The 24,471-nt window shown below is 47.7% G+C and carries 32 protein-coding genes and 1 pseudogene; 29 read left to right on the top strand and 4 right to left on the bottom strand.

From position 1 onward, the window contains the following. Positions 1-10 precede the first annotated feature (10 nt). On the bottom strand, positions 11-1,237 hold the full coding sequence (locus NYE36_RS12490; protein WP_015417758.1) for a DNA polymerase IV: 1,227 nt from the start codon (positions 1,235-1,237) through the stop codon (positions 11-13). A 215-nt stretch (positions 1,238-1,452) separates the two neighbouring features. Here NYE36_RS12490 and NYE36_RS12485 point away from each other — a divergent pair, with 215 nt between their 5' ends. From NYE36_RS12485 to NYE36_RS12460, 6 genes and pseudogenes are all read left to right on the top strand, one after another. Continuing rightward, positions 1,453-1,923: a GNAT family N-acetyltransferase gene (locus tag NYE36_RS12485; protein WP_012117908.1), complete on the top strand. Its 471-nt coding sequence runs from the start codon at positions 1,453-1,455 to the stop codon at positions 1,921-1,923. A gap of 12 nt (positions 1,924-1,935) precedes the next feature. After that, positions 1,936-2,280 carry an antibiotic biosynthesis monooxygenase gene (locus tag NYE36_RS12480; protein WP_199022022.1) on the top strand — a complete coding sequence of 115 codons (345 nt, stop codon included), beginning with the start codon at positions 1,936-1,938 and terminating at the stop codon, positions 2,278-2,280. Beyond that, positions 2,277-3,242, top strand: a pseudogene (locus NYE36_RS12475) (GNAT family N-acetyltransferase); the annotation flags it as partial. The gene NYE36_RS12480 and the pseudogene NYE36_RS12475, both read left to right, overlap by 4 nt. A 74-nt stretch (positions 3,243-3,316) precedes the next feature. Next, positions 3,317-3,679 carry an iron-sulfur cluster biosynthesis family protein gene (locus NYE36_RS12470; protein WP_014305346.1) on the top strand — a complete coding sequence of 121 codons (363 nt, stop codon included), beginning with the start codon at positions 3,317-3,319 and terminating at the stop codon, positions 3,677-3,679. Further along, positions 3,654-3,893: a DUF2552 family protein gene (locus NYE36_RS12465; RefSeq protein ID WP_020956032.1), complete on the top strand. Its 240-nt coding sequence runs from the start codon at positions 3,654-3,656 to the stop codon at positions 3,891-3,893. Before NYE36_RS12470 ends, NYE36_RS12465 begins: the two co-directional genes overlap by 26 nt. Before the next feature lie 179 nt (positions 3,894-4,072). Further along, the gene (locus NYE36_RS12460; protein WP_265451388.1) at positions 4,073-4,297 is read left to right on the top strand and encodes a YqkE family protein; all 225 of its coding nucleotides are present in this window, start codon (positions 4,073-4,075) and stop codon (positions 4,295-4,297) included. 32 nt (positions 4,298-4,329) lie between these two features. On the opposite strand, the gene NYE36_RS12455 is transcribed toward NYE36_RS12460, so the two are convergent. Together NYE36_RS12455 and mciZ are read right to left on the bottom strand one after the other, a co-directional pair. Beyond that, entirely contained in the window at positions 4,330-5,250 is a 921-nt protein-coding gene (locus tag NYE36_RS12455) for an aldo/keto reductase (protein ID WP_265451363.1), read from the bottom strand. Positions 5,251-5,312: 62 nt separating this feature from the next. After that, entirely contained in the window at positions 5,313-5,435 is a 123-nt protein-coding gene (gene mciZ, locus NYE36_RS12450) for a Z-ring formation inhibitor MciZ (RefSeq protein WP_003153315.1), read from the bottom strand. Between the two features lie 78 nt (positions 5,436-5,513). On the opposite strand from mciZ, the gene NYE36_RS12445 reads away from it, so the two are divergent. Beyond that, entirely contained in the window at positions 5,514-6,068 is a 555-nt protein-coding gene (locus NYE36_RS12445; RefSeq protein ID WP_047935913.1) for an NUDIX hydrolase, read from the top strand. Then, positions 6,068-7,231, top strand: a complete 1,164-nt coding sequence (locus NYE36_RS12440; protein ID WP_199022652.1) for a TIGR00375 family protein — start codon at positions 6,068-6,070, stop codon at positions 7,229-7,231. Before NYE36_RS12445 ends, NYE36_RS12440 begins: the two co-directional genes overlap by 1 nt. A 10-nt stretch (positions 7,232-7,241) precedes the next feature. Here NYE36_RS12440 and NYE36_RS12435 read toward each other — a convergent pair whose 3' ends face one another. Further along, positions 7,242-7,595, bottom strand: a complete 354-nt coding sequence (locus NYE36_RS12435) for a helix-turn-helix transcriptional regulator (protein ID WP_007409399.1) — start codon at positions 7,593-7,595, stop codon at positions 7,242-7,244. Positions 7,596-7,771: 176 nt separating this feature from the next. On the opposite strand from NYE36_RS12435, the gene NYE36_RS12430 reads away from it, so the two are divergent. From NYE36_RS12430 to spoVAE, 21 genes are all read left to right on the top strand, one after another. Then, a complete protein-coding gene (locus tag NYE36_RS12430; protein ID WP_003153321.1) occupies positions 7,772-8,761 on the top strand; it encodes a type I asparaginase in 990 nt (329 codons plus the stop codon). Between the two features lie 37 nt (positions 8,762-8,798). Further along, positions 8,799-10,226 (top strand): aspartate ammonia-lyase, encoded by a 1,428-nt coding sequence (gene aspA / locus NYE36_RS12425; RefSeq protein ID WP_003153322.1) that lies wholly within the window; start codon positions 8,799-8,801, stop codon positions 10,224-10,226. A gap of 141 nt (positions 10,227-10,367) precedes the next feature. After that, positions 10,368-11,774, top strand: a complete 1,407-nt coding sequence (gene nhaC, locus NYE36_RS12420) for a Na+/H+ antiporter NhaC (protein ID WP_007612350.1) — start codon at positions 10,368-10,370, stop codon at positions 11,772-11,774. Positions 11,775-11,786: 12 nt separating this feature from the next. Further along, a complete protein-coding gene (locus NYE36_RS12415) occupies positions 11,787-13,100 on the top strand; it encodes an NAD-dependent malic enzyme (protein ID WP_007409402.1) in 1,314 nt (437 codons plus the stop codon). A 112-nt stretch (positions 13,101-13,212) separates the two neighbouring features. Continuing rightward, positions 13,213-13,503 carry a hypothetical protein gene (locus NYE36_RS12410; protein WP_020956025.1) on the top strand — a complete coding sequence of 97 codons (291 nt, stop codon included), beginning with the start codon at positions 13,213-13,215 and terminating at the stop codon, positions 13,501-13,503. A gap of 56 nt (positions 13,504-13,559) precedes the next feature. Beyond that, positions 13,560-13,787, top strand: coding sequence for a hypothetical protein (locus NYE36_RS12405; RefSeq protein ID WP_012117898.1), 228 nt, complete (start codon positions 13,560-13,562; stop codon positions 13,785-13,787). A gap of 76 nt (positions 13,788-13,863) precedes the next feature. Beyond that, entirely contained in the window at positions 13,864-14,508 is a 645-nt protein-coding gene (gene spoIIM, locus NYE36_RS12400; RefSeq protein WP_007409404.1) for a stage II sporulation protein M, read from the top strand. 112 nt (positions 14,509-14,620) lie between these two features. After that, the gene (gene fur, locus NYE36_RS12395; RefSeq protein WP_003153330.1) at positions 14,621-15,070 is read left to right on the top strand and encodes a ferric iron uptake transcriptional regulator; all 450 of its coding nucleotides are present in this window, start codon (positions 14,621-14,623) and stop codon (positions 15,068-15,070) included. Positions 15,071-15,185: 115 nt separating this feature from the next. After that, positions 15,186-15,413 (top strand): YqzK family protein, encoded by a 228-nt coding sequence (locus NYE36_RS12390; RefSeq protein WP_003153331.1) that lies wholly within the window; start codon positions 15,186-15,188, stop codon positions 15,411-15,413. A 7-nt stretch (positions 15,414-15,420) separates the two neighbouring features. Further along, the gene (xerD, locus tag NYE36_RS12385; protein ID WP_012117897.1) at positions 15,421-16,311 is read left to right on the top strand and encodes a site-specific tyrosine recombinase XerD; all 891 of its coding nucleotides are present in this window, start codon (positions 15,421-15,423) and stop codon (positions 16,309-16,311) included. A gap of 168 nt (positions 16,312-16,479) precedes the next feature. Further along, positions 16,480-17,664 (top strand): phosphopentomutase, encoded by a 1,185-nt coding sequence (deoB, locus tag NYE36_RS12380; protein ID WP_015240135.1) that lies wholly within the window; start codon positions 16,480-16,482, stop codon positions 17,662-17,664. 11 nt (positions 17,665-17,675) lie between these two features. After that, positions 17,676-18,494: a purine-nucleoside phosphorylase gene (locus NYE36_RS12375; RefSeq protein WP_007409407.1), complete on the top strand. Its 819-nt coding sequence runs from the start codon at positions 17,676-17,678 to the stop codon at positions 18,492-18,494. A gap of 136 nt (positions 18,495-18,630) precedes the next feature. Then, positions 18,631-19,800, top strand: coding sequence for a D-alanyl-D-alanine carboxypeptidase family protein (locus tag NYE36_RS12370; protein WP_007409410.1), 1,170 nt, complete (start codon positions 18,631-18,633; stop codon positions 19,798-19,800). A gap of 95 nt (positions 19,801-19,895) precedes the next feature. Further along, complete coding sequence (spoIIAA, locus tag NYE36_RS12365; RefSeq protein WP_007409411.1) at positions 19,896-20,249, top strand: anti-sigma F factor antagonist; 354 nt, start codon at positions 19,896-19,898, stop codon at positions 20,247-20,249. Next, positions 20,246-20,686, top strand: a complete 441-nt coding sequence (gene spoIIAB, locus NYE36_RS12360) for an anti-sigma F factor (protein WP_003153347.1) — start codon at positions 20,246-20,248, stop codon at positions 20,684-20,686. Before spoIIAA ends, spoIIAB begins: the two co-directional genes overlap by 4 nt. Positions 20,687-20,697: 11 nt before the next feature. After that, entirely contained in the window at positions 20,698-21,465 is a 768-nt protein-coding gene (sigF, locus tag NYE36_RS12355) for an RNA polymerase sporulation sigma factor SigF (protein WP_003153348.1), read from the top strand. 126 nt (positions 21,466-21,591) lie between these two features. Then, a complete protein-coding gene (locus NYE36_RS12350) occupies positions 21,592-22,212 on the top strand; it encodes a stage V sporulation protein AA (protein ID WP_007409412.1) in 621 nt (206 codons plus the stop codon). After that, positions 22,202-22,627, top strand: coding sequence for a stage V sporulation protein AB (locus NYE36_RS12345; protein ID WP_251257494.1), 426 nt, complete (start codon positions 22,202-22,204; stop codon positions 22,625-22,627). The genes NYE36_RS12350 and NYE36_RS12345 overlap by 11 nt, the downstream gene beginning before the upstream one ends. A gap of 12 nt (positions 22,628-22,639) precedes the next feature. Further along, positions 22,640-23,092 carry a stage V sporulation protein AC gene (gene spoVAC / locus NYE36_RS12340; RefSeq protein WP_003153353.1) on the top strand — a complete coding sequence of 151 codons (453 nt, stop codon included), beginning with the start codon at positions 22,640-22,642 and terminating at the stop codon, positions 23,090-23,092. Positions 23,093-23,103: 11 nt separating this feature from the next. Further along, a complete protein-coding gene (gene spoVAD, locus NYE36_RS12335; protein ID WP_015240132.1) occupies positions 23,104-24,120 on the top strand; it encodes a stage V sporulation protein AD in 1,017 nt (338 codons plus the stop codon). Further along, positions 24,121-24,471, top strand: coding sequence for a stage V sporulation protein AE (spoVAE, locus tag NYE36_RS12330; protein WP_007409415.1), 351 nt, complete (start codon positions 24,121-24,123; stop codon positions 24,469-24,471).

Below are 24,471 nucleotides of genomic sequence, written 5' to 3'. Positions count from 1 at the left end.
TCACCTCAAATTATTTGTAATGCCCGCCGATTTTTTCAGCCCGGTGAAAGGCTTGGCCGGCCTCTGTCAGTGAAGCGGCATGGAGGAGCGACGCAGGGCCGTACCGCTCATGAATATCATCCAATACTTTGCCGAGACTGATCTTTTTTTCCTGGGCATCGAACAGGCTCAGCTGAACATAATCACAAGGCTCCAGCTGGGAAAGGGAGACGCCGGCGCTGCGGACGGGCTCACCGTTCCAATGCTCTTTGAAGAGCTTGACCGCCGTTTTAAAAATATCCATTCCGAAATTAGTCGGAGACACCAGCTTTCTCTGTCTGTGAAAACCTGAAGGGAATTCAAAATCAGCGCCTCTGATGCTGACCGAAACCGTATGGCCGATGTATTGTTTGAAACGGGCGCGGCGGGCCACTTCTTCGCTTAACTCCAGCAGCACGACTTTGATATCCTCAAAGCGGCTGTAGTCTCTCGGGAGGGTCATGTTATGGCCGATCGCTTTTTGCCGGCTGTGCGTGTTGACGGTGACCGGAGAGGGATCGATGCCGCGGGCTGTCCGCTGAAGCAATTCGCCGTTAATGCCCCAGCGTTTTTTCAGCAATTCGGCGGGGTGTCCGGCAAGCCCGCCGATTGTGCTGATGCCCATCCGTCTTAAATGATGCTCCATCCGTTTTCCGATGCCGAATAATTTTCCGACCGGCAGCGGCCACAGATCCTGCCTGATATTTGACATATCCAATCTGTGGATGCCGGATGCGTTTTTTTTGGCAAAATGGTCGCAAGCCATTTTCGCGAGCGCCTTATTCGGCCCGATGCCGACACGGGCATAAATTCCGAATTCACGCATAATCGCTTGCTGAATGCTTTTGGCAATTGTAAAAGGATCACCGAACAGCCGCCTGCTCCCGGTCACGTCGAGAAACTGCTCATCGATGGAGTAGGGTTCTACAAGATCGGTATACCGTTCAAACAGTTCGGTAATCATGACGGATACATCAATATACCGCTGCATCCGCGGACGGACAATAACGGCATCGGGACATTTGGCCTGCGCTTCCCACAGCCGTTCGGCATTTTTTACGCCGTATCGTTTGGCGAGCGGACAAGCCGCAAGCACGACGCCGCTGCGTCTTTCGGGATCTCCCGAGACAATCACGGGCCGGCTTTTGAGATGAGGCGCTTCCGCTTTTTCCACAGACGCATAAAACGATTGCATATCTACAAGAAGAATATCAGCCATAAAAAAACCTCCGGGAACATTTGTTCTGTTTTTCATTGTACCCGAACAATGATCACGTTTATACTGGTAAATCATTCCCTGGCTGGAAGACGTGCTGATTCGTTTGCTTGAAAAGAAATCATTTACAATTGCAAACAACCCACATATAATTTTTTATATTCCAATGAGAAGAGCTGACATTCATTTTGCCGGACGAAAAGGAGAGTCAATCGATAATGGATATTCGAACAATTACCTCTGAAGACTATGAAATGGTTACGTCTGTTTTGAATGAATGGTGGGGCGGCAGGCAGATGAAAGACAAACTGCCGCGCTTGTTTTTTGAACATTTTCAGGACACAAGCTTTATCACGTACGGGCCGGAGGGAATGACCGGTTTTTTAATCGGTTTTCAGTCACAATCAGACCCTGAGACAGCCTACATTCATTTTTCCGGTGTGCATCCGGATTTCAGAAAAATGCAAATTGGAAAACAGCTCTACGATCGATTTATGGAGACGGTGAAAAAAAGGGGCTGCACAAAAGTCAATTGCGTGACGGCGCCTGTCAATAAAGTATCAATCGCTTATCATACAAAATTAGGCTTTGAAGCTGAAAAAGGAACCAAAACCGTAAACGGAATCCCTGTTTTTGCGAATTATGACGGTCCGGGAGAAGACCGGATTCTGTTTGTGAAATATATGTAGAGGGGGATGAATATGGGTTTTTTAGCTGACACGCCCAAACCGCCTTATTATGCGGTCATTTTTTCATCAATAAAGGGAAAATATGATGAGGAATATGAACATACGGCAGAGCGCATGATGAATTTGGCAGGCGGACAGCCGGGCTTTTTAGGCACGGAAAGCGTTCGGGAGGAAAACGGCTGCGGCATCACGGTTTCCTACTGGGACAGCCTGGAGGCGATTAAAAGGTGGAAAGATCATACTGACCACCAGGCGGCAAAACAAAAAGGAAAAACCGCCTGGTATGAAGCGTACGCGGTCCGCATTACGAAGACGGAGTCACAGCGGATGTTTGCGTCAAAAGGGGCGGAAGATTGATTACATTTTTACAGCATACACAAGAACAGACCGCGCGGGAAATTGCGGCGGTTCAGCGCTGCTCTTATCAAAAAGAAGCAGAGCTGATCGGCTTTTTCGGCATCCCCGCCTTGCATGAAACACCCGATGATATACAGCGGTCACGGGAGACGTTTGCCGGTTTCAAGGAAAAAGATCAGCTTGCAGGCGTCATTTCGTATGAAAAAAAGGGATATGACCTTGTCATATGCAGGCTGACGGTGCACCCGTCCGGCTTTCGAAAAGGAATCGGACGGGCGCTTATTCAATTTGTGATAGACGAGAACCGGGACGCCCAAAAAATAGAGGCGGCTACCGCCAGCCAAAACGTTCCGGCAGTCTCTCTCTATTTAAAAACCGGGTTCACAGAAGCCGGACAGATAGAGACGCCGGAAGGGCTGACCCTCTCGTTTTTTCATCTTTATCCGAAGAGGAAAGCGGAAGTTGTTCCGTACAAGCCGGAATGGAAAGGAATGTTTGAAAGAGAGAAGGCGGACTTGATCCGAATCTTCGGCCCAGCACTTCATTCTGTCAGCCACATCGGCAGCACCTCCATCCCGGGGATGACCGCCAAACCCGTCATCGATATACTGGCGGAGGTTAAAGATATTTCGGACGCTGACCGATTCAGTCCGCAGCTGGAAGCACTCGGCTATGAGGCGAAAGGGGAAAACGGGATAGAGGGCCGGCGTTTCTTTCAAAAAGGCGGCAACAGGCGCACACACCACGTTCACATATACGAAACAGGGCATCCGGACGTGAAGCGTCATCTGCTGTTCCGGGATTACCTCACCGCAAAGCCTGAAAAAGCGGCTCAATACATGGAACTGAAACGGCACCTCGCTAAGACGTACCCATACGATATGGCAAAGTATAGTGAAGGGAAAAATGACTGGATCAAGGCGGCTGAACAAGAGGCAAAGGTCTGGGAGAGCGGGCTGCTGTAAAGAAAGCAGAAACAATGCATACAGCGGCTCGGTATGCTACAATGGCGAAAATGAAAAACGGAGGATCATCTATGCAAATACATGTGACGGATGCGGCGAAACACACACTTCAGCAGGCAATGGACGCCAACCCGGGGAAAAAAGCGCAGCTCCGCTATGACGCAGAAGGCTGCGGGTGCGCGGTGAGCGGCGTGCCGACCATCTGGCTGGCGGACGAATTAACGGGACAATGCGAAGCCATTGAAACCAACGGACTTCCGCTTTACATCCAGACCTCACAAAAAGTGTTTTTTGACGAGGAAATGACAATCGATTACAATGAAAAGGCAAAAACGCTCGTCTTAAAAAGCCCGGCAGAGATGCTGAGCCCGAGAATGAGCATATTAGTAAAGCAGGGAGAAACGGAAAGTGAATCAAAAGCTGAAAGCCATTAAACAGACGGCACAGCATAAAACGTGGGTATCCTTTCTGAACAACAACCACCCGTACAGTCTGCTGCACTGGTCCATCGGAGGCGCTGAATCCGTTCAGAAGGATGTCTGGCTGCTTCAAGATGAGATGACCTTCAAAGCGCAGGAGTTTATGACAATCGACCTCGCCATTGACTGGATCGGAGAAAATATGGACGGGATTACCGACGTTTTATGACGTGAAAGCGAAAGAACCAGCATACGTTCTTTCGCTTTTTTACGTTTGCGTCATGGTATCTAAAAAGGTTTGAACGGCTTTACGGTAGCTCTCCGGCTTTTCAGGACCGTGAACGTTGCCGGCCTCCGGCGCTCCGTGGTACACTTGCTTCACCATATTCAGATACGGGGGGCGTAATGATGAAAAAGCAGCTGCCTAAAGAAAAACACAGCTTAAAAGACGATCTGGAGGAAGATCTGAAGGCCAGGCTTTTGCAAATGAAAAGTGAGCTGAAGGAAGAAGACGAGAGAAAACAGGCGCAGCAAAAGGCGGAACAAATCAGAAAACGAAAAGAAAAAGAAAAACATAAAAGCTTTGAAGAGCTGCTGAATGAAAGCAGTCTCGATTGGCACAAATATAAATAAACCGGCATCTGAAAAGGTGCCGGTTTTATTATTTAAGAACGATGGGCTTCGTATACGTCCCGTTTTGTATGGTATTGCAGGGCTTTGATTTCCTGGCTGCTTAAACGCCGGGCCTCTGCAGCCGAACAGTTTTCTCTCAGCTGCTCAAGTGAGCTGGCTCCGGTGATGACAGAAGCGACGGCCTGCTGTGACAGCAAGTATTGAAGAGAAAGCTCCGTCATGCTCAAGTCAGGTGCGGCAGCGCTGATCGCTTTTTTGGTTTCTGACAGTTCTGCAAAAGAATATGTTAAATAGCCGTTCTCTTTTACGCTTGCGGCCGCTTGATCAAGCGGTTTTTCCGTAAGAAGCCCTTTAGCGACAGGCCCTCTTGCGACTACGCTGATTCCGTTCTCCTCTAAAAGGGGAAGCCACTCCTCGGGACGCCGGTCCAGCAGGCTGTATTGCATCATAACGCTGGTGATATTTGATTTTTTCACATATTCTTTAATAACATTCGGACGAATCGAGGAAATGCCGTAATACCGGATGACACCTTCCTGTTTTAAGTCCTCAAATGCTTCGATCGTTTCGTCAATATGGTCTTCCATCGTGCCGCCATGCAGCTGATAAAGGTCGATATAGTCCGTTTTCAGCCGGCGCAGGCTGTTTTTGACCGCTTCTTTTATGTATCCTTTGGAAGCGTCCCAATGCCAGCCGTCTTTATCATCATTCCAGCGGTTTCCGGCTTTCGTGGCTAAAATGATGTCGTGCCTGCGGTTTTTGACGGCCTCCCCGACAATTTCCTCATTTCTGCCGAAATCATAAAGATCAGCGGTATCTAAATAATTGATTCCAAGCTCGATCGCTTCATCCAAAATAGACAGCGCTTTAGCTTTATCCGTGCCCAGCGACATACAGCCGAGCCCGATTTCGCTTATTTCTAAATCAGAATGTCCCAGTGTGCGTTTTCTCATCGTTTCGCTCCTTTTTATAGTCTTTTATTGACCGTAATATAAAGGCGCGAAGTTTTCAACTGTTAAGGCCCGGTGATCCAATCTCCGACATAGCGGAATGTCCGTCCGTATTCTTTCAGTTTAGCCCGCACTTCCCACGCCTTTCCGACCAATACGATACTCTTATCCTTCCGGTACACCTTCAATCGAAAAGCACCTCCCTCTCATGCATGTATGATAAAATATATGAGGCATAATAGAGAGACAGAACGGGAGATGACATGATGAAACATTTAGAAGAAAAAACACTTGCGAAAAAAAAGCTGTATGACGGGAAAGTCATAGATCTTTACTTAGAGGATGTAGAGCTCCCGAACGGAAAAACAAGCAAGCGGGAAATCGTCAAACATCCGGGAGCAGTGGCCGTACTTGCGGTGACCGAGGAAGGAAAAATCATTTTGGTGAACCAGTTCAGAAAGCCGCTGGAACGGACAATCGTTGAAATTCCGGCCGGGAAGCTTGAAAAGGGGGAAGAGCCGGAACATACGGCGTTAAGAGAGCTCGAGGAAGAAACGGGATATACGGCGGAAACCTTGACGAAAATCACCGCTTTTTATACATCACCCGGGTTTGCTGATGAAATCGTGCATCTCTTTCTTGCGGAAGGGCTTTCGCCGCTGGAAGAAAAACGAGAGCTGGATGAGGATGAATTTGTCGAAGTCATGCAGGTCACGCTTGAAGAGGCCGTGAAGCTGATTGAATCCCGCAGGGTGTATGACGCAAAAACGGCGTACGCGATTCAGTATCTCCAGCTGAAAGCAGCGCTGAAGGAAAAATGATGAAAACCATCTATGCGGATCTGCATATTCATATCGGCCGCACTTATACGGGAAAACCGGTCAAAATCACCGGGGCCAAAACGTTGACGCTGCACCGGATTTTAGAAGAAGCCAGTGAGGGGAAGGGAATTGAACTATTGGGCATCATCGACTGCCATTCCCCGGAAGTCATAGAAGAAATCGAGCGCGGAATTGATGAAGGCGGATACCGTGAGCTGAAAGAAGGCGGCATCCGGTATCGGAATACGACGCTTCTGTTGGGCAGTGAGCTTGAAATCTATGATCACACATGCCGCGGGCCGATTCACGTTCTCGTCTTTATGCCGTCTCTTGCCGAAATGAAGATGTTTTCTGAGTGGCTTGCAAAAAGGCTTAAAAATATCCATCTCAGTTCCCAGCGCATTTATGAGACCGGTTTGAATCTTCAAAGGAAAACAAAGGAATTGGACGGGCTGTTTATTCCCGCCCATATGTTCACCCCGCATAAAAGCCTGTACGGAAAAGGAGTCATATCTTCTTTGACAGAAGTTTTCGACCCGGCGCTCATTGACGCGGCGGAACTCGGATTAAGCTGTGACACCGACATGGCTTCGCGGGTAACAGAACTTGATCCGTATACATTTTTAACAAATTCTGATGCGCATTCCTTAGGAAAAATCGGCAGAGAATATAATGAAATGCTTCTTAAAGAAGCGAATTTCACGGAATTTTCGCTGGCTTTAAAAGGGAAGGACGGAAGAAAAATCACGGCGAATTACGGGCTGAACCCGAAGCTCGGGAAGTATTACCGGACGGCGTGCGACCGCTGCGGCAGCCCGGTTGAAAAAGGAGCTTCCGCATGTCCGGAGTGCGGGGGGAAAACAATGACAAAAGGGGTCAGTGAACGGCTGGAGGAACTGAGCGGACCGAAAAAAAGCCGCATGCCGCGGCCGCCGTATATTCATCAAATCCCGCTGCAGTTCATTCCCGGGGTCGGGCCGAAAACGTTAGAAAAACTGAAGCGGGCCTTCGGGACGGAGATGGCGATTCTTCATCAGGCGCAAGAAGAGGAATTGGCGCGTGTCGTCCAGCCTAAAATAGCGGCTGTCATTCATAAAGCGCGTACCGGGCAGCTCGTCCTTGAGGCCGGGGGCGGAGGGACGTACGGCAGAATCAAGCCGTAAAAGCCGGTTTTTAGCGGAGCTCCTCCTGCACCTTCTTTTTCGTCCGGACAAACGCAATCAATTCGATGATTTCATCCTGGTTCAGCGGCTGTCCGTCAACGGTCAGTGTGCCGCGGCCTTGTGCGGCGTTTGTTAATTCGATGGTCTGGGCAAACGGCTCCGCCTTTTTTTCAGTGCGCCCGAGTAAATCGTCGCACGTCGTGTCAAACAGATCGGCAAGCGTGCCCAGCGCCTCGAATGACGGCCGCCGGTATCCTGATTCATACCCGGCGTACGTGCTTTTGGCGATGCCGAGACGGTCAGCCGTATATTGAAGAGACCAATTTTTCTTTTTTCTCAGTTCAGTTAAACGATCTAAATTCATATTCAAAACCGCTCCTTTTCACTTGAGCAAATTATATCATATCGATATGCAAAAGTGTACGCGAATTGAATAATAATCACTTGATTAATTTCATTCGTCTGTCTATAATTTGATTAAAAGTATGCGAAAAGCGAATGCTTAACACATCTTGAGAAATGGATGAAGAGGTGCAGGGTATGAAAAAATTATTGCTGTTAACAACCGGAGGAACAATCGCCTCAGTCGAAGGAGAAAACGGGCTTGCACCCGGGGTGAAAGCAGACGAATTGTTAACCTACGTATCAAAACTTGATAACGATTACACGATGGAAACCCATTCGTTAATGAACATCGACAGCACAAATATGCAGCCTGAATACTGGGCCGAAATCGCAAATGCTGTCAAAGAAAAATATGACGCATATGACGGGTTCGTCATTACGCACGGAACAGACACAATGGCCTATACATCAGCGGCACTGTCTTATATGCTTCAGCATGCTGATAAACCGATCGTCATTACGGGTTCGCAAATCCCGATTACATTTCAAAAAACCGATGCCAAAAAAAATATCACGGACGCGATCCGCTTCGCATGTGAAGGGGTGGGCGGCGTATACGTCGTATTTGACGGCAGAGTCATTCAAGGCACACGCGCCATTAAATTAAGAACGAAAAGCTATGATGCATTTGAGAGCATTAACTATCCGTATATCGCGTTTATTACCGAAAACGGAATTGAATACAACAAACAAGTGCACATGCCAAAAGACGATGCTTTTACGGTCAATACTTCACTTTGCACGGACGTGTGCCTGCTCAAGCTACACCCGGGGCTGAAACCGGAAATGTTTGACGCATTAAAGGGCATGTACAAAGGAATCGTCATTGAAAGCTACGGCAGCGGCGGCGTGCCGTTTGAAGGAAGAGACATTCTCGCCAAAGTCAATGAAATGATTGAAAGCGGCATTGTCGTCGTCATTACGACACAATGTCTTGAAGAAGGAGAGGACATGAGCGTCTATGAAGTCGGCCGAAGAGTCAATCAAGATCTCATTATCCGCTCCAGAAATATGAACACGGAAGCCATCGTGCCGAAATTAATGTGGGCGCTCGGCCAGTCTCACAACTTGGCTGAAGTCAAAAACATTATGGAGACACCGATCGCAGACGACGTTGTACTGTAAAAACATGACTACCACAAAGAGAAAGTAGGGTTTTAGCATGACAAACGCGCAAAAAGAATATCGTCAGGAAAAAGATTTCCTCGGAGAAAAACAAATTGAAGCTGATGTGTATTACGGAATACAAACGCTGCGCGCGAAAGAAAACTTTCCGATTACCGGATACCGCATCCATGAAGAAATGATTAATGCGCTCGCCATCGTCAAAAAAGCGGCGGCGCTTGCCAACATGGATGTAAAACGGCTGTATGAAGGAATCGGAAATGCGATTGTACAGGCCGCAGATGAAATACTTGAGGGAAAATGGCATGACCAATTTATCGTCGATCCGATCCAAGGGGGAGCCGGAACGTCCATGAACATGAATGCCAACGAAGTAATCGGCAACAGGGCTCTTGAAATCATGGGGCATAAAAAAGGTGAATACATTCACCTCAGCCCGAACACACACGTCAACATGTCACAATCGACGAACGACGTGTTCCCGACGGCAATCCATATTTCAACCTTGAAACTTTTGGATAAGCTCCTTGATACGATGGCGCATATGCTCAGTGTCTTTAAAGATAAAGCGAAACAATTTGATTCTGTCATTAAAATGGGGCGCACACACCTTCAGGACGCTGTGCCGATCCGTCTCGGACAGGAATTTGAAGCATACAGCCGCGTGCTTGAGCGTGACATAAAGCGAATTAAACAATCCCGCCAGCATCTGTATGAAGTAAACATGGGGGCAACGGCCGTAGGTACGGGACTTAACGCCGATCCGCGCTACATAGAACAGGTTGTGAAGCACCTGGCTGACATCAGCGGACTGCCGCTTGTCGGCGCCGGCCATTTGGTTGACGCCACACAAAACACTGATGCGTATACGGAAGTTTCAGCCGCGTTGAAAGTATGCATGATGAACATGTCTAAAATCGCCAACGATCTGCGCTTAATGGCTTCAGGTCCGCGCGCGGGACTTGCGGAAATTTCATTGCCCGCCCGTCAGCCGGGATCATCTATTATGCCTGGGAAAGTCAACCCTGTAATGGCAGAGCTGATCAACCAAATCGCCTTCCAGGTCATCGGGAATGACAATACGATCTGCCTCGCTTCAGAAGCGGGCCAGCTGGAGCTTAACGTAATGGAGCCGGTACTCGTATTTAACCTGCTTCAATCCATCAGCATCATGAATAACGGGTTCCGTTCATTTACCGATCATTGTCTGGCGGGAATTGAAGCCAACGAAAAACGTCTGAAGCAATACGTGGAAAAAAGCGTCGGCGTCATTACAGCGGTCAATCCGCACCTTGGGTATGAAGCGGCTGCGCGAATTGCCCGTGAAGCAATCATGACGGGGCAATCTGTAAGAGATCTTTGCCTTCAAAATGATGTACTGACAGAAGAAGAATTGGATATCATTTTGAATCCGTATGAAATGACAAAACCGGGGATTGCCGGAAAAGATCTATTAGAAAAATAAATTTTAAAGCAACAACAGCCGCCTTTTCACGTTTTTTAGTGAATAGGCGGTTGCCATACAAAGGGATGAGGCAGTATAGTATAATTTGTTATATCATTTGATGAAAGCGTTTTAGCTTTTTTCTTCTAGGGGGATTTTCTTGTGAAAGAGGTCAGATTGCCAAATTTATTGGAAATTATTATCTTATTATTCGGGTTTTTAGCACTTGTCTTATCGTTCACAGTGTTTTTAGACCTGCCGATCCAGCTAGCTCTATTAATATCCTGGTTTTTCGCTATTATTCTCGGAGTCAGGCTGGGATATTCATATAAAGACTTGCAGGATTCGATTGTCACCGGGATATCAAACGGTCTTGAAGCGGTGTTGATTCTTGTTTCGGTCGGTGCGCTCATCGGGACATGGATTGCCGGCGGCGTTGTGCCGACGTTAATTTATTATGGTTTAGAGTTTATTAATCCTCATGTTTTCCTTCTGGCTACACTGGTTATTTGTTCCGTTATGTCCGTTGCGACCGGAACGTCCTGGGGAACCGTGGGAACCGCGGGAATCGCCATGATTGCCATCGGAGAGGGAATGGGTATACCGCTTCCGATCGTAGCGGGAGCCGTTTTGTCCGGCGCTTACTTCGGAGACAAGCTTTCACCGCTGTCTGACAGTACGGTGCTTGCCTCCACGCTTTCTAAGGTGGATGTGCTGTCACACGTCAGAGCGATGATGTATCTGTCAATTCCGTCCTATATTATTACGGCCATTCTATTTACCGTAACGGGATTTATATACGGCGGAAAAAATATTGATCTCGACAAAGTGGAATTTTTAAAATCTTCATTGCAGAAAACGTTTGACATTCATATATGGATGCTCATTCCGGCTGTTGTCGTCGTTGTCCTTCTGATTTTGAAAAAGCCGTCTATGCCCGTTATCATCATCGGTGCTTTACTTGGCGCAATCTGGGCTTCCGTCTTTCAGGGAATGAATTTTGCCAGTGCCATCGCGACTGCTTATAATGGTTTTTCTATTAAAACGGACGTCGAATTTTTAAACGGCCTGTTAAACCGCGGAGGCATTACCGGTATGCTGGATACGTTAGTCGTTATCCTGTTCGGTCTCGGTTTTGGAGGAATTCTTGAGAAGCTCGGCGTATTAAAAGTGATTGTCTCAACTTTTGAGAAAAAGCTGACCACACCGGGAAATGTGACGCTTTCGACATTGATCGTCGCCCTTTTAGGAAACATTTTCGGCTGTGCGATGTACGTGTCATTGATCCTGACGCCGAAAATCATGGAGAACAGTTATGATAAACTGAAACTTGACAGAAGAGTTTTATCCCGGAACGCAGAGGTGGGCGGCACGCTTACTTCAGGGATGGTGCCGTGGTCTGATAACGGCATCTATATGGCTGGCATTCTCGGCGTATCCACATTTTCTTATCTGCCGTTCATGTGGCTCAGTTTTGTATCTATCGGACTGGCAATATTGTACGGATACACGGGGAAATTCATTTGGTACACGAAAGAAAAATCCTTGCAATCTCAAAAATTGGGTTAGGAGGTTCATTTCATGATAACAAAGCATATGATTCGGACGTTAATGATTGAAACGCCGACTGTTCCCGGAAATCTCGGAAAAGTGGCAACCGCCATCGGAGTGATGGGCGGAGATATCGGGGAAGTTGAAACCGTTAAAGTCGGCCCGAACTACACAATGCGCAACATCACGGTGCAGGCCGAAAATGAAGAGCAGCTGCAGGAAATCATTCAAGCCATTGAAGCTCTCGGTGAAGGCATCCGGCTTCATACAGTCTCAGATGAAGTGCTCTCTGCTCATGAAGGCGGCAAAATTCAGATGAAAAGCAAAATGCCGATCCGGACACTGGCTGAGCTTGGCCGTGTTTATACGCCGGGTGTCGCCGATGTGTGCAGACTGATTGAAAACGAGCCTGAAAAAGCGTCCATCTATACGACAATCAGCAATTCTGTCGCCATTGTCACCGACGGAACGGCAATTCTCGGCCTCGGCAATATCGGCTCTGTCGCCGGAATGCCCGTAATGGAAGGGAAAGCCGCGCTTTTTGACCAGCTGGCGGGTATCAGCGGAATTCCGATTTTGCTCGATACCTCTGATCCGGAAGAAATCATTCGCACGGTAAAACATATTTCTCCGGGGTTCAGCGGAATTCTGCTTGAAGATATCGGTTCGCCCCACTGCTTTGACATTGAAGACCGCCTGAAAGAAGAACTGGACATTCCGGTTATGCACGATGACCAGCACGGCACGGCGGTCGTCACGCTCGCCGCTGCCATTTCCGCTTGTAAAAGCGCCGGTCTTGATTTAAAAGAAGCGAAGGTCGGTCAGATCGGTCTCGGCGCGGCAGGCGTCGCCATCTGCCGCATGTTTATGGCATACGGAGTCAAAGCGGTCTGCGGAACGGACAAGTCAGAAGACGCAATGAACCGCCTCGCTCAGTACGGAGGTCAGCCGCTTGGAAGCATCAAAGAATTAATGGACACGTGTGACATTGTGATCAGCACCACAGGAGTTCCGGGTCTCATTAAAAAAGAGGATGTCAGAAAAGGACACGTCATTCTGGCTTTATCTAATCCGAAGCCGGAGATTGAACCGGAAGAGGCATTACAAGCCGGAGCCGCTTATGCAGCTGACGGCCGTTCGGTCAATAATGTTCTCGGCTTCCCGGGGATTTTCCGCGGCGCGCTGAACGCCAAAAGCAAGAAAATCGACCATGAAATGCTTGTGGCGGCCGCAGAAGCCATCGCCTCTTGCACAAAACACGGCGATCTCGTGCCTCAGCCTTTGGATGCCGACGTGCATCAAGCCGTATCAGCAGCCGTAGAACGGGCCGCGGCAGGGAAATAAACAACTCTTACAGTACCGGACATGTGCCGGTGCTGTTTTTTTATCATGAATAGGAAGCGGAATTCTTAGGCAGGCTAACAGATAGCAAAAGACGGAATAAAGAGGTGTCGATGTGGATTATTTTCCGCTGATCCATACAAATATTTGGGATGCTGTGATCGGCGTGCCGGTCGTCTTATGCGTCACACAGCTGATCAAAGTGTTCTGCCGGGTTCCGGGCATATTCGTTCCCACGATTGCCCTTGCTGCCGGAAATGTTGTGTCTATCGTTTTCGGTCATCATGAACACGTGTATGCGGGGATTTTTATGGGGTTTTTTTACGGATACGCCGCAATGGGGAGCTATTCATCTGCCAAAACGTCTCTGCGCGCTTACCGGTCGAAACATAAGCCGTATTCATGAACACATCTGGATTTTTTTATTATGATAAAGAAAAGGGAAAAAGGAGCGATTGGCACATGGCGAAGAGCAAAACGAAAAAAATGCGGGAGCATCTCAAAAGAAACGGGATGCGTGACGCAGTCCTGTCAAGGGGGACGGCGCCGTCTTTCAGCACCCATGAAAGAGTAACGAAAACCAAAAAAGACAGGCTTGAAAGAATAAAGCATAAAAAAAGGAACCCTTATGATCACCGGAGTGATGACGGGGGTTCTTTTTTTATGCCCGAATCTCGCGCCTTTCTATGATTTCTCTGTCATGTTTTCTCTTTTCTTTCATACAATCTACTAAATCAAGTCAATAGATTAGCGGGAGGAAAGCGGTATGAGAAAACAATCGTACAAAGAACTGTTTTTTCGCCATGTAAAGGATCATCTGTCACTTTATATATTTGTGTTCGTCTTGTTTTTGATGGGGGTCATTTTCGGGGCGATCATCGTCAACAGCATGACCATCACGCAGAAAGAAGATTTGTATTACTATTTAAGCAAGTTTTTCGGACAGCTGTCTGACGGAAAACATGCCGGCGCTTCAGAAATGTTTTGGCAGGCCGTCTTTCATGATGTGAAATATTTGGGGCTGATGTGGATTCTCGGTATTTCCGTGATCGGTCTTCCGGTTATTTTCATTATGGTGTTCTTAAAAGGAATCGTCGTCGGCTTCACGGTCGGTTTTTTAGTGAATCAAATGGGGATGAACGGGTTTTTCCTGTCATTTATTTCGGTTCTGCCGCAAAACATCGTTCTCATTCCGGCGTATCTTATCATGGGGACATGCTCTATCGCTTTTTCACTGAAACTGATCCGGCAGCTGTTTGTCAAACGCAGCCTTCATGACGCGCCGATCCAATGGTTCGGACGTTACGCCTTCGTGCTGATTCTCATCGTTTTCTTCTCGGTCATCGCCTCGCTGCTCGAGGCGTACGTGTCTCCGCTGTTTATGGAAAAGCTGTCATCACGCATATTTTAGAATTATTATCACAAAATAATACTTTTATTTATCAGTTTATAATAATTATAGTTGGAACTCTGCGCGTATTTTGTTATAATGAGTCATGGAATGCGGCGTAGGAGGGAAAGACATGGAAAACCGTATTGATCGAATTAAAAAGCAGCTGCACTCGTCAAGCTACAAGCTTACGCCACAGCGGGAAGCAACGGTAAGAGTGCTGCTTGAAAACGAAGAAGACCATTTAAGCGCAGAAGATGTATACCTCCTCGTAAAAGAGAAATCTCCTGAAATTGGTCTCGCTACAGTATACCGTACATTAGAATTATTAACAGAATTAAAAGTCGTTGATAAAATTAACTTCGGGGACGGCGTATCCCGCTACGACCTTCGCAAAGAAGGCGCGGCTCACTTTCATCACCATTTGGTGTGCATGGAGTGCGGAGCCGTCGATGAAATTGAAGAAGATCTGCTTGAAGACGTTGAAGAAGTGATTGAACGTGATTGGAAATTTAAAATTAAAGATCATAGATTGACTTTTCACGGAATCTGCCACCGCTGCCGCGGGGATGAAACAGAGTAAAAGCCTACGAACCTTTTCTGCCAGGAAAGGGTTTTTTGCTGTTTTTATGTATAAAAGCCTTTGAAATTGGCATAAGGTGTACTAACAGCCGCCAAAAGAAAGGGTCGATCGAAAGATGGGCAGATTCCTAAAAACAGCCGCGGATACGATCAAAGTGTTTATTCTGTTCACAGGTTTTACCGCGCTGTTCTATTATGCTATGATATGGGTGAATTCAGAGTATGAAAACTATCATCGGTACGATAAACCGGAAGGCTCCGCCGTCAAAGTGGCCAAAACGGAACATGAGGAGAAAGACGGCTGGTTCGGCCGATTGATCTTTTTTTACCAAAACGGGGAGTAGATCAAGAGTGAAGGATCAAATTAAGGATTTCATCCATTATGTGAGGGTTGAAAGAGGGCTGTCCCAAAATACGATGATGTCCTATGAGCGTGATCTGAAAAGTTATTCTCTCTTCTTAACTGAAACCCTTCAGATCACTTCATGGAATGATGTGACCCGTCTTCATATTATTCAATATTTAAAGCATATAAAGGACTCCGGGAAATCCGGCAAGACGTCTGCGAGGCATTTGGCGTCGATCCGGTCTTTTCATCAATTTCTGTTAAGGGAAAAAGCCGCGGATAAAGATCCTTCGGTACATATTGAAACACAAAAAACAGAGCGGACGCTTCCGAAAGTATTGGCGCTTCACGAAGTTGAGCGGTTATTGGACACGCCTAAGCTTGACAGTCCGTTCGGCCTCAGGGATAAAGCCATGCTTGAACTGCTGTACGCAACCGGCATCAGGGTCAGCGAGATGATCGAGCTGAAATTATCCGACGTCCATTTGACGATGGGATTTGTCCGCTGCTTCGGAAAAGGGCGGAAAGAGCGGATTGTGCCGATCGGTGAAGCCGCCTCCCATGCGATCGAAGCATATATCGAAAAAGCTAGAGGGAAATTATTAAAGAAAAACGTAACCGAAGCGCTTTTTCTGAATCATCACGGCAGGCAGATCAGCCGTCAGGGATTCTGGAAAAACCTGAAAAAAATCGCACTTGAAGCGGGGATTAAAAAAGAGCTGACACCGCACACGCTCCGGCACTCCTTTGCAACGCACCTGCTCGAAAACGGGGCGGATCTGCGCGCCGTGCAGGAGATGCTCGGACATGCCGATATTTCCACGACGCAAATTTATACGCATGTGACGAAAACAAGGCTGAAGGACGTGTACAAACAGTATCATCCGCGCGCTTAGGAGCCGCTGCCAGAGGGGCCGCGGCTTTTTTTGCCGGATTGGCGGAATACAGAGAAGGTTCTAATTATTTGAATCGGCATTGTCAACAAGAATGTAAACGGTTTATACTTGAGTTGTCTGACCTCTGTAAGCTACAATGGACAGATGGAAGAAAAGGAGGTTTTTATGATGTCTGAATACAAATATAACCGGGTATTTTTGATCGTAATGGATTCTGTCGGAATCGGCGAAGCGCCGGACGCCGCCGATTTTAATGATATAGGCGCAAATACGCTCGGACACATCGCAGAGCACATGAACGGCTTACATATGCCCCATATGGCGCAGCTCGGTCTCGGACTGATCGGAGACATTAAGGGCGTGGAAAAAACGGAGCACCCTCTTGCGTACTACGGAAAAATGCAGGAGGCGTCAAACGGGAAAGATACGATGACGGGGCACTGGGAGATTATGGGCCTCTACATTGAAAAACCGTTTAAAGTGTTCCCTGAAGGATTTCCGGATGAACTTCTTCAGGAACTTGAGCGGCGTTCAGGACGGAAAATCATCGGAAATAAGCCGGCTTCAGGCACGGCGATTCTGGACGAGCTCGGAAAAGAACATATGGAAACGGGTGCGCTGATCGTTTATACATCAGCAGATTCCGTACTGCAGATTGCGGCTCACGAAGATGTCGTTCCGCTGGACGAACTGTACAGCATCTGTGAAACGGCAAGAGAACTGACGCTTGATCCGAAGTACATGGTCGGCCGGATTATCGCAAGACCGTTCGTCGGAGAACCGGGCAGCTTCAAACGCACGCCGAACCGTCATGATTATGCGCTCAAACCGTTCGGCCGCACGGTAATGAACGGAATGAAAGACAGCGGATTAGACGTCATTTCCATCGGCAAAATTTCTGATATTTATGACGGAGAAGGCATTACATCTTCCCGCCGGACGGTATCTAATATGGACGGCATGGACAAAGTGATTGAAACGCTCGGTGAAGAGTTCACGGGCCTGAGCTTTGCCAATCTCGTTGATTTTGACGCGCTGTACGGACACCGCCGCGATCCGGAAGGGTACGGAAAAGCGCTCGAGGAATTCGACGCAAGGCTTCCGGAAGTGTTTGAGAAAATGAAAGAAGACGATCTGCTTATCATCACTGCGGATCACGGCAATGATCCTGTCCATCACGGCACGGATCACACGCGGGAGTATGTGCCGCTTCTTGTGTACAGCAAAAAGCACAAACACACTGAACAGCTGCCGCTTGCGGATACATTTGCCGATATCGGCGCAACCATTGCGGATAATTTCAAAACGGAAAAGCCGAAATACGGAAAAAGCTTTTTATCAAGATTACAGTAGGGGGACTTTTTTTGAAACAAAAGATCGAACGTGCTGCTGCATTTATTAAAGAACACGTGAAAGAAACACCAAAGATCGGTCTGATTTTAGGGTCAGGGCTCGGCGTATTGGCCGATGAAATTGAAGGAGCTGTCAAGCTTACATATGAAACGATCCCTGATTTTCCGGTCTCAACGGTAGAAGGCCATGCCGGCCAGCTTGTGATGGGAACGCTTGAAGGCGTGCAGGTCATCGCGATGCAGGGCCGCTTTCATTACTATGAAGGCTACTCAATGGATCAGGTCACATTTCCCGTCCGCGTGATGAAGGCGCTCGGCGTTGAATCTCTTGTCGTGACGAACGCAGCCGGCGGTATCAACACTGAATTCCGCGCTGGCGATCTGATGATTATTACAGACCACATCAACTTTACGGGCACCAACCCGTTAATCGGGCCGAACGAAGCTGAATTCGGACCGAGATTCCCGGACATGTCAGAAGCCTATGACAAAGAGCTGTCAGGCTTGGCTGAAAAAACGGCCGATGAGCTGGGCATTCCTGTTCAAAAAGGGGTGTATACAGCTGTTACGGGGCCGTCTTACGAAACGCCTGCTGAGGTTCGGTTTTTAAGAACGATGGGTTCTGACGCTGTCGGCATGTCGACCGTGCCGGAAGTCATCGTCGCCAACCACGCGGGGATGCGCGTGCTCGGCATCTCATGCATTTCCAACGCGGCGGCAGGTATTCTTGACCAGCCGTTATCCCATGAAGAAGTAATGGAAATGACGGAAAAAGTAAAAGGCGGCTTCTTGAAGCTTGTAAAAGCCGTAGTCGCACGATCTCAAAAATAAGTCAGCATAAGTCAGCTGTTTCTTCGGAAGCAGCTGTTTTTTTGTGCCCTCAACACGAAACATTTTCCAGATGAGGCGTATAAAACCACCGGATTTGGAAAAAATAAAAAGGATTATGAAATGGAGGGCTTTGGAGATGAAACGTCTTATATCCACTTTGTTGATTGGCATTTTATTAACGGCATCAGCACCGTCCGCTTTTGCAAAGCCGGACGGAAAACATACATCGGAGCTCGCTCATGAAGCCAAAAGCGCCGTGCTGATTGAACGCGATACGGGAAGCATTCTTTATAACAAGAACAGCCGGGAGCGTCTGGCGCCGGCAAGCATGACAAAAATTATGACCATGCTTTTAATCATGGAAGCGCTTGACAAAGGGAAAATAAAGATGAGCGATAAAGTCAGGACGAGTGAACATGCCGCGTCCATGGGCGGATCACAGATTTTCCTTGAACCCGGAGAAGAAATGACGGTAAAAGAAATGCTCAAAGGAATTGCGATAGCTTCCGGAAATGACGCATCCGTCGCAATGGCGGAGTATATTGCCGGTTCAGAAGAGGATTTCGTCAGCCGGATGAACAAAAAAGCAAAAGAATTGGGATTGAAAGATACCTCCTTCAAAAACCCGACGGGACTGCCTGAAAAAGACCATTACAGCTCTGCTTATGACATGGCGAAAATGGCGAAGGAATTATTAAAGTATGATAAAATCACTCAATTTACGGGAACGTATGAGGATTATTTAAGAGAAAATACAGACAAAAAGTTCTGGCTCGTCAATACAAACCGGCTGATCAAATTTTATCCGGGTGTAGACGGCGTGAAGACGGGCTTTACAGGCGAAGCGAAGTATTGTTTAACCGCCACCGCTAAAAAAGGAAATATGAGGGTCATTGCTGTTGTTTTCGGAGCCAGCACTCCGAAAGAAAGAAATGCCCAAGTGACCAAAATGCTTGATTACGCCTTCAGCCAGTTCAAAACACACCCGCTGTACAAACGGGATCAAATCGTCGGAACGGTAAAAGTGAAAAAAGGAAAACAGAAACTGATCAAGCTGACCACATCTGAGCCGATTTCTCTTCTGGCCAAAAAGGGAGAGAACATGGACAAAGTAAAAAAAGAAGTGAAAATCAACGGCAATGTAACGGCTCCGGTTAAAAAAGGAGAAGTGCTCGGCAGCCTCGTTCTGAAAAAAGACGGAAAGGTGCTCGTTGAAAGCCCGGTCACGGCAAAAGACGACATGGAAAAAGCGGGTTTTCTCACTTTTCTGAAGCGGACGATGGGAGATTGGACTAAATTTAAATAATCGTGGCGAACGGGCACTAGTTTTGTCATAGTGAAGGAATTGCTTTCCCGAAAATCGAAACACTCATTATCCGATCATATCAAGGAGGAATGAGCATGAGCCTTGGAATTGACTTTCATGTCAAAGAATCCGTGCTTTGTATTCGATTAACAGGTGAACTCGACCATCATACGGCAGAATCATTAAAACAAAAGGTTACTGAATCGCTGGAGGCTGACGGCATCCGTCACATTGTGCTGAACCTTGAAGATCTTACCTTCATGGACAGCTCCGGCCTCGGTGTGATTTTAGGGCGTTATAAACAAATTAAACAGCTCGGCGGAGAAATGGTCGTGTGCGCGATTTCACCCGCGGTGAGACGTCTGTTTGACATGTCCGGCCTGTTTAAAATCATCAGGTTCGAACAATCAGAACAAAAAGCGCTTTTAACGTTGGGGGTGGCATCATGAAAAACGAGATGCATCTTGAATTTTCAGCCCTCAGTCAGAACGAATCGTTTGCGCGCGTAACAGTTGCTTCTTTTATCGCACAGCTCGACCCGACGATGGATGAGCTGACGGAAATCAAGACCGTCGTATCCGAAGCGGTAACAAACGCGATCATCCACGGCTATGAAGAAAACTGTGACGGAAAGGTGTACATCTCCGTTACGCTGGAGGATCATGTCGTCTATCTGACCATACGTGACGAAGGCCTCGGGATCACGGATCTTGAGGAAGCGCGCCAGCCGCTCTTTACGACAAAACCCGAGCTTGAGCGCTCCGGAATGGGCTTTACCATTATGGAAAACTTCATGGATGATGTCACGATTGATTCCTCGCCGGAGATGGGAACGACGATACGCTTAACAAAACACCTATCAAAAAGCAAAGCGCTTTGTAATTAAGGAGATTTGTTATGGATGTGGAGGTTAAGAAAAACAGCAAAAACGCGCAGCTCAAGGACCATGAAGTCAAAGAATTAATCAAAAAGAGCCAAGAGGGCGACCAGCAGGCAAGAGACCTCCTCATAGAAAAAAACATGCGTCTTGTGTGGTCCGTCGTTCAAAGGTTCTTAAACAGAGGCTATGAGCCGGATGATCTGTTTCAGATCGGCTGTATCGGATTGTTAAAATCCGTTGATAAATTCGATTTGTCCTATGATGTCCGTTTTTCAACTTATGCCGTGCCGATGATTATCGGAGAAATCCAGCGCTTCATCCGCGATGACGGAACCGTCAAAGTTTCAAGATCTTTAAAAGAGCTCGGCAATAAAATACGCCGGGCGAAAGATGAACTGTCAAAAACATACGGAAGAGTGCCGACCGTCCAGGAAATCGCGGACCATTTAGAAATTGACGCGGAGGATGTGGTGCTTGCGCAGGAAGCGGTGCGGGCGCCTTCATCCATTCATGAGACCGTGTATGAAAATGACGGAGACCCGATCACCCTGCTTGATCAGATCGCCGATCATTCAGAAGAGAAGTGGTTTGACAAAATCGCCCTCAAGGAAGCGATCAGTGATTTGGAAGAACGGGAAAAACTCATTGTCTATCTGAGATATTATAAAGATCAGACACAGTCGGAAGTAGCCGAACGGCTCGGGATTTCCCAAGTCCAGGTATCGAGGCTGGAGAAAAAAATATTAAAGCAGATTAAAGTGCAGATGGATCATACGGAAAGCTGACCTTTTACGGGCCGGCTTTTTTTATTTGTGCATCGGTGGTAATTTATGGTCTTTTGCCGCTGATGAATGAGAACAAAAGTGAACCGCATACTACATATATAACCACCCGAAAGATGGTGATGCAAGATGGAAAGACGAATATTTCTCAGACTTCGCCACCGCGTGAAGGCTCATACCGGAGATATCATCACAATCGGCGACGCCGCGCAGATTGCGGGACAGCAAAAGCTGAAAAAAAAACTGTCGGCACTGCCGCTGTATAAGGTCACGAAAAAAGATAAAAATATCGTCGTGCTGGACATCATAAAAGTGCTGAAAACCATTCATACCGCTTTTCCCGCTCTTGATGTACAGACCGTCGGCGGCGCTGAAACGATAGTGGAAATCCATTACCAAAAAAAGCAGCTGTCAGCCGTTTTGTTCGTCGGTGTCTGGCTCCTGCTTTTTATCGGTTCATGTCTTGCCATTATGAATTTTCATGAAGATGTCAGTATGAGAGAAGTTCATATCGCCTTATATGAAATCATAACGGGCGAACGGAATGAATATCCGTATCTGCTTCAGATTCCATACAGCATCGGCCTCGGTCTCGGTATGATCGTCTTTTTTAATCACATCTTCAAAAAACGCCTGAATGAAGAGCCAAGCCCGCTGGAAGTCGAGATGTTTAATTATCAGCTTGATCTCGATCATTATGTCGCAATGCACGAAAATGAAGAGACGATGAAAGATCTGCATGATCGTTAGCATTCTTTTCGTTATGTTTGTCGGGCTTGGCGGAGGGCTGACCGTGGGAGCGGGCTTTGTGGCTTTTTTAACCGTTATGGGAATCGTCCCCCGCCTTATGCAGCTGACAAAAACAATGCGCTTTGTACAGGCCTACGAAGGAGCTGTTATTTCAGGAGCTGTGTTCGGCGGCTGGGAAACCTTAAATATGAATCATTTTTTTTTAACTGAATGGCTGGCCGTTCCGGTCGGGCTTTTGGCCGGCATGTTTGTCGGCATGCTGGCCGCCGCGCTTACAGAAGTGCTGAATGTGCTTCCCATTCTTGCCAAACGGATCGGCTTCGGCAGCAAAATCATCATATTGCTGATGGCCATTGTGTTCGGCAAAATAGCCGGCTCTTTATTTCATTGGCTGTATTTTATCCATCATTCATAAGGAGGAACCGACATGACAAACTTAAAAGAAAATTACAAAACAAAAGTGAAAGACTATCAGCCGAAACCGCCATATGTTTGGAATTGCGTCAAAGCCTTTCTGATCGGCGGTTTGATCTGTCTGATCGGGCAGGCTCTTCAAGACTTTTACATCCACTTTTTTAATTTTAATGAAAAAACAGCGGGCAACCCGACGGCCGCCACTCTTATTTTAATTTCCGCCCTTTTGACCGGATTCGGCATTTATGACAGACTCGGGCAGTTTGCCGGAGCGGGTTCAGCCGTGCCGGTGACGGGTTTTGCAAACAGTATGACAAGCGCCGCTCTGGAACACAGAAGTGAAGGACTCGTGCTCGGAGTAGCGACAAACATGTTTAAATTGGCGGGAAACGTCATTGTATTCGGCGTGGTGGCAGCCTATATCGTAGGCCTGATACGGTTTGCTTGTGAAAAACTGTTTTCGTAGGAGGAGAAAAAATGAAATTGACCGGAAAGCAAACCTGGGTGTTTGAAAACCCGTTATTTGTAAATGCGGCGGGGACGGCAGCCGGACCGAAAGAAAAAGACGGCCCGCTCGGTTCGCTGTTTGATAAGACATACGATGAAATGCATTGCAATCAGAAAAACTGGGAAATGGCGGAACGTCAGTTAATGGAAGATGCCATCAACTCCGCTTTGCAAAAACAGAACTTGAAAAAGAGCGATATTGATTTGTTACTCGCGGGGGATCTTTTAAATCAAAATGTGACCGCCAACTACGTCGCCAGACATCTGAAAATTCCGTTCCTCTGTCTGTTCGGCGCCTGTTCGACATCAATGGAAACGATTGCCGTCGCATCCGCGCTCATTGACGGCGGTTTTGCGAACCGGGCGATCGCAGCCACGAGCAGCCATAACGCGACGGCAGAACGGCAATTCCGCAATCCGACGGAGTATGGCGGGCAAAAACCGGATACCGCCACTTCAACGGTCACGGGGGGCGGGGCGGTCATCATCAGCCAAAACCCTTCTGATATCAAGATTACAAGCGCAACAGTGGGAAAAGTAAGCGACCTCGGAATAACAGATCCGTTCGATATGGGATCCGCCATGGCGCCCGCTGCCGCCGACACAATCAAACAGCACCTGCAGGACTTAAACCGCACGGCGGATGATTATGATCTGATTTTAACGGGAGACCTTTCAGGCGTCGGCTCGCCGATCGTGAAAGATTTGCTCAAAGAAGAAGGCTATCCCGTGGGAACGAAACACGATGACTGCGGTCTTCTCATCTATACGCCGGACCAGCAGGTGTTTGCGGGCGGAAGCGGCTGCGCCTGCTCCGCGCTTGTTACGTACACACATATTTTTAACCAATTAAAAGCGGGGACTCTAAACAGGGTACTCGTTGTCGCGACAGGAGCGCTTTTGAGTCCGACAATGATCCAGCAGAAGGAAACCATTCCGACCATCGCGCACGGTGTGGTATTTGAGCGGGCGGGAGGTGCATCATAAATGGAATATCTGTTGGCTTTTGTTTGCGGGGGAATCATATGCATTATCGGTCAGCTGCTGCTTGACATTTTTAAACTGACACCCGCCCATGTGATGACAACTTTTGTCGTCATCGGCGCCTTGTTAGATGGGTTCGGAATTTATGACAAATTTATCGAATTCGCGGGCGCGGGCGCAACGGTTCCCATCGTCAGCTTCGGTCACAGCTTATTGCACGGCGCCATGCATCAAGCTCACGAGCATGGATTTATCGGGATCGCCATGGGGATTTTTGAACTTACTTCCGCCGGTATATCTTCAGCGATTTTATTCGCATTTCTTGTAGCCGTTATTTTTAAACCGAAAGGATAA

Source organism: Bacillus sp. FSL R5-0593 (assembly GCF_038603755.1).
GTDB classification, from domain to species: Bacteria; Bacillota; Bacilli; order Bacillales; family Bacillaceae; genus Bacillus; species Bacillus velezensis.
The sequence above is the reverse complement of the archived record's forward strand: the minus strand, read 5'-3'. Positions and strand labels throughout refer to the sequence as shown.

Bases quoted from the DNA above. Each gene is read 5' to 3' on its own strand.
- NYE36_RS12490 (WP_015417758.1), bottom strand. From the start codon at position 1,237: ATGGCTGATATTCTTCTTGTAGATATGCAATCGTTTTATGCGTCTGTG.
- NYE36_RS12485 (WP_012117908.1), top strand. From the start codon at position 1,453: ATGGATATTCGAACAATTACCTCTGAAGACTATGAAATGGTTACGTCT.
- NYE36_RS12480 (WP_199022022.1), top strand. From the start codon at position 1,936: ATGGGTTTTTTAGCTGACACGCCCAAACCGCCTTATTATGCGGTCATT.
- NYE36_RS12470 (WP_014305346.1), top strand. From the start codon at position 3,317: ATGCAAATACATGTGACGGATGCGGCGAAACACACACTTCAGCAGGCA.
- NYE36_RS12460 (WP_265451388.1), top strand. From the start codon at position 4,073: ATGAAAAAGCAGCTGCCTAAAGAAAAACACAGCTTAAAAGACGATCTG.
- NYE36_RS12455 (WP_265451363.1), bottom strand. From the start codon at position 5,250: ATGAGAAAACGCACACTGGGACATTCTGATTTAGAAATAAGCGAAATC.
- NYE36_RS12445 (WP_047935913.1), top strand. From the start codon at position 5,514: ATGAAACATTTAGAAGAAAAAACACTTGCGAAAAAAAAGCTGTATGAC.
- NYE36_RS12440 (WP_199022652.1), top strand. From the start codon at position 6,068: ATGAAAACCATCTATGCGGATCTGCATATTCATATCGGCCGCACTTAT.
- NYE36_RS12435 (WP_007409399.1), bottom strand. From the start codon at position 7,595: ATGAATTTAGATCGTTTAACTGAACTGAGAAAAAAGAAAAATTGGTCT.
- NYE36_RS12430 (WP_003153321.1), top strand. From the start codon at position 7,772: ATGAAAAAATTATTGCTGTTAACAACCGGAGGAACAATCGCCTCAGTC.
- aspA (WP_003153322.1), top strand. From the start codon at position 8,799: ATGACAAACGCGCAAAAAGAATATCGTCAGGAAAAAGATTTCCTCGGA.
- NYE36_RS12415 (WP_007409402.1), top strand. From the start codon at position 11,787: ATGATAACAAAGCATATGATTCGGACGTTAATGATTGAAACGCCGACT.
- NYE36_RS12405 (WP_012117898.1), top strand. From the start codon at position 13,560: ATGGCGAAGAGCAAAACGAAAAAAATGCGGGAGCATCTCAAAAGAAAC.
- spoIIM (WP_007409404.1), top strand. From the start codon at position 13,864: ATGAGAAAACAATCGTACAAAGAACTGTTTTTTCGCCATGTAAAGGAT.
- fur (WP_003153330.1), top strand. From the start codon at position 14,621: ATGGAAAACCGTATTGATCGAATTAAAAAGCAGCTGCACTCGTCAAGC.
- NYE36_RS12390 (WP_003153331.1), top strand. From the start codon at position 15,186: ATGGGCAGATTCCTAAAAACAGCCGCGGATACGATCAAAGTGTTTATT.
- deoB (WP_015240135.1), top strand. From the start codon at position 16,480: ATGTCTGAATACAAATATAACCGGGTATTTTTGATCGTAATGGATTCT.
- NYE36_RS12370 (WP_007409410.1), top strand. From the start codon at position 18,631: ATGAAACGTCTTATATCCACTTTGTTGATTGGCATTTTATTAACGGCA.
- spoIIAA (WP_007409411.1), top strand. From the start codon at position 19,896: ATGAGCCTTGGAATTGACTTTCATGTCAAAGAATCCGTGCTTTGTATT.
- spoIIAB (WP_003153347.1), top strand. From the start codon at position 20,246: ATGAAAAACGAGATGCATCTTGAATTTTCAGCCCTCAGTCAGAACGAA.
- sigF (WP_003153348.1), top strand. From the start codon at position 20,698: ATGGATGTGGAGGTTAAGAAAAACAGCAAAAACGCGCAGCTCAAGGAC.
- NYE36_RS12350 (WP_007409412.1), top strand. From the start codon at position 21,592: ATGGAAAGACGAATATTTCTCAGACTTCGCCACCGCGTGAAGGCTCAT.
- NYE36_RS12345 (WP_251257494.1), top strand. From the start codon at position 22,202: ATGATCGTTAGCATTCTTTTCGTTATGTTTGTCGGGCTTGGCGGAGGG.
- spoVAC (WP_003153353.1), top strand. From the start codon at position 22,640: ATGACAAACTTAAAAGAAAATTACAAAACAAAAGTGAAAGACTATCAG.
- spoVAD (WP_015240132.1), top strand. From the start codon at position 23,104: ATGAAATTGACCGGAAAGCAAACCTGGGTGTTTGAAAACCCGTTATTT.
- spoVAE (WP_007409415.1), top strand. From the start codon at position 24,121: ATGGAATATCTGTTGGCTTTTGTTTGCGGGGGAATCATATGCATTATC.